The organism is uncultured Nevskia sp. (assembly GCF_903885465.1).
In the GTDB taxonomy this organism is placed as follows: Bacteria; Pseudomonadota; Gammaproteobacteria; order Nevskiales; family Nevskiaceae; genus Nevskia.
The window spans coordinates 1-7592 of sequence record NZ_CAISIQ010000268.1; the positions used below are offsets into that span (position 1 = coordinate 1).

The following is a 7592-nucleotide window of genomic DNA, read 5'->3' on the forward strand; positions in this document are numbered from 1 at the left end:
CGTAAGCCAGCGAGTTCTGGTAAGCCACTTCGGCCAGACCCAGCGACTGCATGCCGACGCCGAGACGCGCGCCGTTCATCATCACGAACATGGCGTTCAGGCCCTTGTTCGCTTCGCCGACCAGCCAGCCGGTGGCGCCATCGAGGTTGATCACGCAGGTGGCATTGCCGTGAATGCCCATCTTGTGTTCCAGCGCGCCGCACTTGACGCCGTTGCGGGCGCCGAGCGAACCATCCGCATTCGGGATGAACTTCGGCACGATGAACAGCGAGATGCCCTTGGTGCCGACCGGTGCGTCGGGCAGACGGGCGAGCACGAGGTGAACGATGTTCTCGGCGAGGTCATGCTCACCGGCCGAGATGAAAATCTTCTGGCCGCTGATCGCATAGCTGCCGTCGCCCTTGGGCTCGGCCTTCGAACGCAGCATGCCGAGATCGGTACCGCAATGGGATTCGGTCAGGCACATGGTGCCGGTCCAGTGGCCAGAGACGATCTTCGGCAGATATAGCGCCTTCAGCTCCGGCGTGCCGTGCACGCGGAGTGCTGCGTAGGCGCCGTGAGTCAGGCCCGGGTACATCGTCCAGGCCTGGTTTGCCGAGTTAAGCATTTCGTACAGCACGTTGTTGACCACTTCCGGCAAGCCTTGGCCGCCGAATTCCGGATCGCAGGCCAGTGCCGGCCAGCCGGCGTCGACATACGAGGCATAGGCTTCCTTGAAACCGTTCGGGGCCTTGACCACACCGGTCGCCTTGTCGAGGTGACAACCTTCCTCGTCACCGCTCTGGTTCAGCGGAAAAATCACTTCGCTGGCGAACTTGCCGGCTTCCTCGGCGATCGAGTTGATCGTGTCGGCGTCGAGTTCGGCGTGCTGCGGCATCGACTTCAACTCGGCTTCGACGCCGAGCAACTCATGAAGGACGAACTGCATGTCGCGCAACGGGGCGTTGTACTGACCCATGAGGCTTCTCCAGATTGAATGCCAGCTGATTGAGGGTTGTTGCACTGCATCCATACGGCGCAGTACGGAAAATCTGCGCGGATTATGGCAAGACAAAAACGAATCGGCTAGCCGCTCGCGGGACGAGGCGACGAATGGTGTACGACTGTTGCAATACGGCCGTCGGAACGCGAGCGTTCCGCGATCGGTTGCGCCGGGAGCGAATCGTCACGAGAACGAAATTCCCTTTGGAATTGACCGCTTGGGCGATCGAGGCCCGCTCGATCCTGATATCGGGACCGCGGACGGAGCAGCTCAGCGACGCGAGTCGCGTAATGCCTGCTGTTCGATCTTGGTCAGCGCTACCCGATTCCGGAGGTAGGCCGGAACCAGCCGCGCGGCGTCCGTACCCTGCCCGGCCGCCAGCTGTGGAGCGGCAATGGCAAATGCCGCAGCGGCGTGCGGTAGCGCATCCGGAACGATGGTCAGAGGTGCCGTCGACAAGGTCGCCAGCAGCGCCGCGCGATGCGCGCCCCAACCGGTGCCGATGGCGAGATAGAAATCCGCCGCTGGCGCTGCGATCGCCGAAGCCGGGCCGACCGTTTCGTCAGCCAGCGTTTGCGCCACGCCACCGACGAGCCGATAGGCGCCGAAATAAACCTCGTCCATCCGCGCATCGATCGACGCAAGCGCCACCGCATCCGGCTGTTCGATCAAGGCCCGCTGCGCCAGCATCGCCAGCGACGTGACGCCGACCACCGGCCGATCCAAACCCAGCGCCAGGCCTTTCACATAGCTGACGCCGATCCGCACGCCGGCGAAGCTGCCGGGACCGATGCCGCAGACCAGGCCATCGAGCTGACGCAGACTCAAGCCCGCTTCGGCCAGCAGTTGCGGTACCAGCAGCGGCAGGCGTGTCGAGTGCTCGCGGCCGGCGACTTCAAAGCGCTCGGTAATCTCGCCGTTCAATAGCAGCGCAACGGAAAGTCCTTCAGTCGCCGTTTCGATCGCAAGCAGTTTCACGCCGCCAACTCCTCACGCAGCCAATCACAAACCTTGGCGCGGTCGGTCAGCACCGGCATCGGCGGTAGGCTGGCCAGCACGCGCTTGCCGTAGCTTTTGCCGCGGATGCGCGGATCGCAAAGCACGATCAAGCCGCGATCAGAGGGGTCGCGAATCAGGCGGCCGACGCCCTGGCGCAGGCTGGTGATCGCGCGCGGCAACTGCAGTTCGTTGAACGGATTGCCGCCGCGTTCGCGGATCAGCTTGATGCGCGCCTCGAACACCGGATCGCCCTGCTGGCCGAACGGCAGCTTGTCGATCGCGACCAGACGCAGCGCCGCACCTTTGACGTCGACGCCTTCCCAGAAACTCGCGGTGGCGACCAGCACGGCATTGCCGGCTTTCGCGAAACGTTCGATCAACGCCGCCTTGCCTTCCTCGCCCTGCACCAGCAGCGGAAACGCCAATGAAGCTCGCAGGCGTTCGGCGATGCGATCCATCGCCCGATAGCTGGTGCAGAGCACGAAGGCGCCGCCGCCGCTGGCTTCGATCAGCGGCACCAGTGCTTCGGCAACGCGGTCCGGATAGTCAGGATCGTTCGGGTCCGGCAAGCCGGGCGGCAGATACAGGCGCGCTTGCTCGGCGTAATCGAACGGGCTGTCGAGGCGCAGCGTTTCGGCGTCATCTAGACCCAACGTCGCAGTGAAATGCGAGAAATCCTGGTTGGCGGCGATGGTCGCCGAGGTGAAGATCCAGGCGCCAGGATAGGTCGCCATGAAGCGCTTGAAGCCTTCGATCGGTTCGATCGGTGCGGCGTGCAGCGCCCCGCCCCGGCCGACCGCTTCCGCCCAGCGGACCAGCCCGAGTGCCGCGTTGCCAGCAACCTTGTCGAGCGTGTTGGCCATCGTCGTTGCACGACCGGCGCAATGCGTGAGGCCGGTGGAACGATCGGCAACGGCTTGCAGACAGTCACGGCATTCGTCGAGCGCAGTCCGCACCGCACCGACGGCGGAAGCCGCGCCGGCACGCGTGGAGAAATCATCCAGCGATAGACGTCCGCCGAGTTCGCTGAACGGCCGCTCCAGTTCGATCGTCGCCAGCGCCAGTTGATCGAGCGCTTCGTTCAGGCGCGGCATGTCGCGGAACACCTGGATCTCGACGGCGATGTCGCGCGACAGATCAGACAACTGACGGGTCGACACCCGCTCGCCGAAGAATTGCGTGGCCAGTTCCGGCAGCTGATGGGCTTCGTCGATGACGATCGCGTCAGCACCCGGCAACACGCCGAAGCCTTCTTCCTTGAGCCGGAAATCGGCGAACAGCAGATGGTGGTTGACGACCACCAGATCGGCCGCCTGCGCGGCGCGGCGCGCCTTGACCACATGGCATTCGGCGAAATCCGGGCATTTGCCGCCGAGGCAGTTGTCGGCCGTCGAGGTCACCAGCGGCAGCAGGTGATCGTCGGCGATGGTCGGCGGCAGTTCGGAGGTTTCGCCGCTATCGGTGCGGATCGCCCAGTCGTCGATGTAGGTCAATTTGTCGCGACGCACGCGGCTGCGCGGATCGATCACCGCCTTGCGCATGCGGTAAATGCAGAGATAGTTCGAGCGCCCTTTCAGCAAGCTGACTCTTACCGGCAAGCCAAGCGCATCGCGGACTTTCGGCAGATCGCGGAAGAACAGCTGGTCCTGCAGGTTCTTGGTGCCGGTCGACACCACGACACGACGGCCGCTGGCGAGCGCCGGCACCAGATAGGCGTAGGTCTTGCCGGTACCGGTGCCGGCTTCTACGACCAGCCGGCTGCGTTCGGCAATCGCCTGTTCGACGGCCGCGGCCATCGTCTGCTGCTGGAGACGCGGCGCGAATCCGGGCAGCGAGCGCGCAAACGGACCTGACTCGCCGAGCAGTTCTGCCGCGTTCACGGAACCGCGGACGCGGCTGCCGGCATGGCGCCGCCACCACCGCTGGCAGCGAGCGCGCTACCGATCTCGTCGGCACGCGTCCGCGCTGCCTGCGCGGCGGGGCTATCCCCGTAAACGCCGAGCGCCGAGGCGATCACCCGCCAGTTGCCGAGTTCCAGCCAGGGATTGCCACGTGCGAGGCTGTTCGACTTGCGCGCCGCACTTTCGGCCTGCTCGACGTTATGCAGTGCCAGATGGGTTTCGGCCATCGCCTGCCAGATGAAGGCGTTCTTCGGCTCGATGCGCAGCGCCCGTTCGTACTGGCCGAGCGCGTCCTGAGGACGGCCGGCGCTGCGGAAGGTCTGCGCCTGCCTGGCCAGTGCCAGCACCGCAGGGCCGGTGCCGGCCGCCGCCAGCGTCTTCGGGAAACTTTCTGCCGACGGCTGCGGACGGACCGGCGGCTGAGTCGGCAGCAATGGCGGAATGGTTTCGGCTGGTGCTGACGTCGGCGGTAGCGCGGGTGGCTGGGTCTGCTGCGTGGATTCCGGCCGCGTCGGCACCGTCGGCTGCGCTACGCAGGCGGCCAGCAAGGCGACGGCGATCAGCGCAACGGTTGTCAGCACACGCGGCTTGCGGGCCGCCGTGACAGTCAAAAACGGAATCATCGGAAGATGTCTTTCAGCCAATCCAGTGGCGAGGATTGTCCCGCATTCGCACAGGGCGCGTAATCCTTCGGCAGCGCGCCGCTGAGGAACGGCACCGTCACCTGCGCGGCGCAGCCCGCATCGGCAAGCAGGCCGGTGACCGGATCGATCTGCGCTTCTTCGACACCGGCCGGCGGCGTCAGATCGATACCGCGCGCGTCGAGATCGCGCATCAGCCGGCCCCAGATGCGCAGCGCGCCGGCAGCACCATCGAGGCCAACCGGCTTGTTGTCATCGCGACCGACCCAGACAACGGCGACCCGATCGCTGCCGAAGCCGGCGAACCAGGAATCGCGGGCGTCGTCAGTAGTGCCAGTCTTGCCAGCGAACTTCTGGCCAGCCGGCAGCACCGACACGGCCCAGCGCCCGGTGCCGAATTCGATGACTTTCTGCATCGCCCAGGTGGTCAGATACACCGGACCTTCGGGCAGTGTCTGCTTGAGCTGGAAGCTGTAGCGCGACAGCGGCTGGCCTTCCTTGGTCATGACTTCGCGGATCGCCAGCAGCGGCGTCAGATAACCGCTGGCAGCGAGCGTCGAATAGATCTGTGCGACGTCGAGCGGCGATGCGTTGATCGCACCGAGGAACATCGACGGCAGCCGCGGCGGGCCTTGCAGGCCGGCGGCTTCGATCAGGTCATGGACGCGGTCAACGCCGATATCCAGGCCAATGCGCACCGTCGGCAGGTTGTAGCTCTTGGCCAGCGCCACGTGCAGCGGCACATTGCCGTGCAACTGGCGGTCGTAGTTCTTCGGCGCCCAATGACTGCCGTTCGGCATCTTCAGATCGATCGGTTCGTCGGCGATCGAGCTGTACAGGTTGTAGCGGCCCGGATCGGCCAGCGCCGCCAGATAGACGAAGGGCTTGGCCAGCGAGCCGATCGGGCGCTGGGAATCGAGCGCACGATTGAAACCGGGATAGCGGACATTGCGATCGCCGACCATCGCCAGCACTTCGCCGCCTTCGACGCTGGTGACGACACCAGCCGCCTGCAGGGTGCCGGGCTTCAGCTGGCGGTTCTTTTCGAGATCCGGCAGGTCGGCAATGATTCGCGCCTCCAGCCGTTCCTGGGCGCGCGGATCGAGCGTGGTGAAGATGCGCAGGCCTTCGCTGCCCAGATCTTCCTCGCGGTACAGGCCTTTGATCTGGCGACGCACCAAGTCGATGAACGCCGGATAGCGCTCGACACCGCCAGCCACGCTGTTCAGCACGCCGAGCGGCGTCAGCGCTTCGGCTTCGCGCTCGTCGTCGCGGATCAGCCCGCCATCTTCCATCAGCTGCAGCACCAGGTCGCGGCGATCCTTGACCCGTTCCGGATACTTGCGCGGGTTGTAGACCGTCGGCCCCTTGGCGATGCCGACCAGCAGCGCGATCTCGGCCGGACGCAGCTCGTTGAGCGGCTTGTTGAAGTAGAACTGGCTGGCCAGGCCGAAGCCGTGAATCGCCCGCGAACCGTCCTGGCCGAGCCAGACCTCGTTCAGGTAAGCCTCGAGAATGTCGTCCTTCGAAACATGGCGTTCGAGCAGGATCGCCATTAGCGCTTCGTTGATCTTGCGGCCGTAGCTCTGTTCGTTGGACAGGAACAGGTTCTTGATCAGCTGCTGGGTCAGTGTCGACCCACCCTGCTTGCGGCCTTTGCCGCCGAACAGGTTGCTGACTGCCGCGCGCAAAATGCCTTTGGGGCTGATGCCGAAGTGATCGGCAAAGGCGCGATCCTCGACTCGGATCAAGGTCGCCGGCAGCAGAGGCGGCACTTCCGACAGCTTGACCAGCACCCGATCCTCGCCGCTGTGGCTCGGGTAGATGCTGCCGATCAGCATCGGATCGAGCCGCAACAGATCGATGGAGGCATCGCTGCCCATCGCCCGCAAGCTGGTCAGGCTGGAGGCATCGCTCTTCACCGCCAGACGCATTTCCGGCTGCACGCCATCCCAGAACGCGAAGGCCCGGGTATCGACGCGCAGCTCGCTGCCACTCACGGCGAAAGTGCCAGGCCCGGTCAGCTCGTCGCTGGCGCGATAGCCGAGCCGTTCAAGCTCGCGACGCAGTTCGGTGACGCTGATCCGCGCGCCCGGATACAGCTCCAGCGGCGAGGCATAGACCTGCGCAGGCAGCACCCAGCGCACGCCCGCATAGCGGGCGCGCACATCCTGATCGAGACGGACCAGCCAGAACGAAAGCCCGAGCAGGCCGACGCTGAACGAGATCGCGAGGCCGATCAACAGCCAGCGCAGGAGCGGAGATTTGATGCGAATCATGAACCGAGAATGGTAACGGCTTTCCTCGCGGATCGCCGTTGTGGGCTAGCGCTCCCGCCAGGCTCCCGACTCAGCTACGCGCCTCGCGTTCCATCGCTTCCAGACCCAGGTGGCGGACGTCCTTGCCCTTGACGAAGTAGATGACGTATTCGGCGATGTTGCGGGCGTGATCGCCGATCCGCTCCAGCGCACGCACCGACCAGATCACGTCGAGCACGCGGCGAATGGTGCGCGGGTCTTCCATCATGAAGGTGATGCACTGGCGCAGCAGCGCTTCGTATTCGCGGTCCACTGCAACATCTTCCTGGGCCACGGCGAGTGCAGCGTCGACGTCCATACGCGCGAACGCATCCAGCGCGTCGCGCACCATCTGCGAGACATGACGCGACAGATGGCCGACCTCGACCAGCGGTGCCGGCGAGCGCTCGTGCTGACCCAGATCGATCGCCATGCGGGCGATCTTCGAGGCTTCATCGCCGATCCGTTCGAGATCGGTGATGGTCTTGATTACCGCGTAGACGAGGCGCAGATCGCCTGCCGTGGGCTGGCGCCTTGCGAGGATGCCGCTGCATTCCTCGTCGATCTGCACTTCGAGTTGATTGACGCGGATATCGTTGCGCCGGACTTCATCGGCGAGTTCGCTGTCGGCTTCGATCAGCGCCCGCGTGGCATCGACGATCTGCTGCTCGACGAGTCCGCCCATCGCCAGCACGCGCTGACGGACATCCTCCAGTTCGGAGTTGTACTGGCTGGAGATGTGCGACTTGTAGGAAGGCGTGTTCATGAGCGC

6 protein-coding genes are annotated in these 7592 nt (G+C 64.9%); all 6 read right to left on the minus strand.

The annotated features are described in order from the left end of the window. The coding region (locus QZY06_RS09985; protein ID WP_295683576.1) for an acyl-CoA dehydrogenase N-terminal domain-containing protein at positions 1 to 958 on the minus strand (958 nt) is incomplete at its 3' end. Between the two features lie 294 nt (positions 959 to 1252). After that, positions 1253 to 1960 (minus strand): tRNA (adenosine(37)-N6)-threonylcarbamoyltransferase complex dimerization subunit type 1 TsaB, encoded by a 708-nt coding sequence (gene tsaB / locus QZY06_RS09990; protein WP_295683578.1) that lies wholly within the window; start codon positions 1958 to 1960, stop codon positions 1253 to 1255. Then, positions 1957 to 3861, minus strand: a complete 1905-nt coding sequence (locus QZY06_RS09995) for an ATP-dependent DNA helicase (RefSeq protein ID WP_295683580.1) — start codon at positions 3859 to 3861, stop codon at positions 1957 to 1959. The genes tsaB and QZY06_RS09995 overlap by 4 nt, the downstream gene beginning before the upstream one ends. Continuing rightward, positions 3858 to 4505, minus strand: coding sequence for a tetratricopeptide repeat protein (locus tag QZY06_RS10000; protein ID WP_295683581.1), 648 nt, complete (start codon positions 4503 to 4505; stop codon positions 3858 to 3860). The genes QZY06_RS09995 and QZY06_RS10000 overlap by 4 nt, the downstream gene beginning before the upstream one ends. Further along, positions 4502 to 6802, minus strand: coding sequence for a penicillin-binding protein 1B (mrcB, locus tag QZY06_RS10005; RefSeq protein ID WP_295683584.1), 2301 nt, complete (start codon positions 6800 to 6802; stop codon positions 4502 to 4504). Before mrcB ends, QZY06_RS10000 begins: the two co-directional genes overlap by 4 nt. 70 nt (positions 6803 to 6872) lie before the next feature. Continuing rightward, the gene (gene phoU / locus QZY06_RS10010) at positions 6873 to 7586 is read right to left on the minus strand and encodes a phosphate signaling complex protein PhoU (protein ID WP_022977148.1); all 714 of its coding nucleotides are present in this window, start codon (positions 7584 to 7586) and stop codon (positions 6873 to 6875) included. Positions 7587 to 7592 lie beyond the last annotated feature (6 nt).

Coding starts and splice junctions, on each gene's coding strand:
- QZY06_RS10000 (WP_295683581.1), bottom strand. CDS start 4,505: ATGATTCCGTTTTTGACTGTCACGGCGGCCCGCAAGCCGCGTGTGCTG.
- mrcB (WP_295683584.1), bottom strand. CDS start 6,802: ATGATTCGCATCAAATCTCCGCTCCTGCGCTGGCTGTTGATCGGCCTC.
- phoU (WP_022977148.1), bottom strand. CDS start 7,586: ATGAACACGCCTTCCTACAAGTCGCACATCTCCAGCCAGTACAACTCC.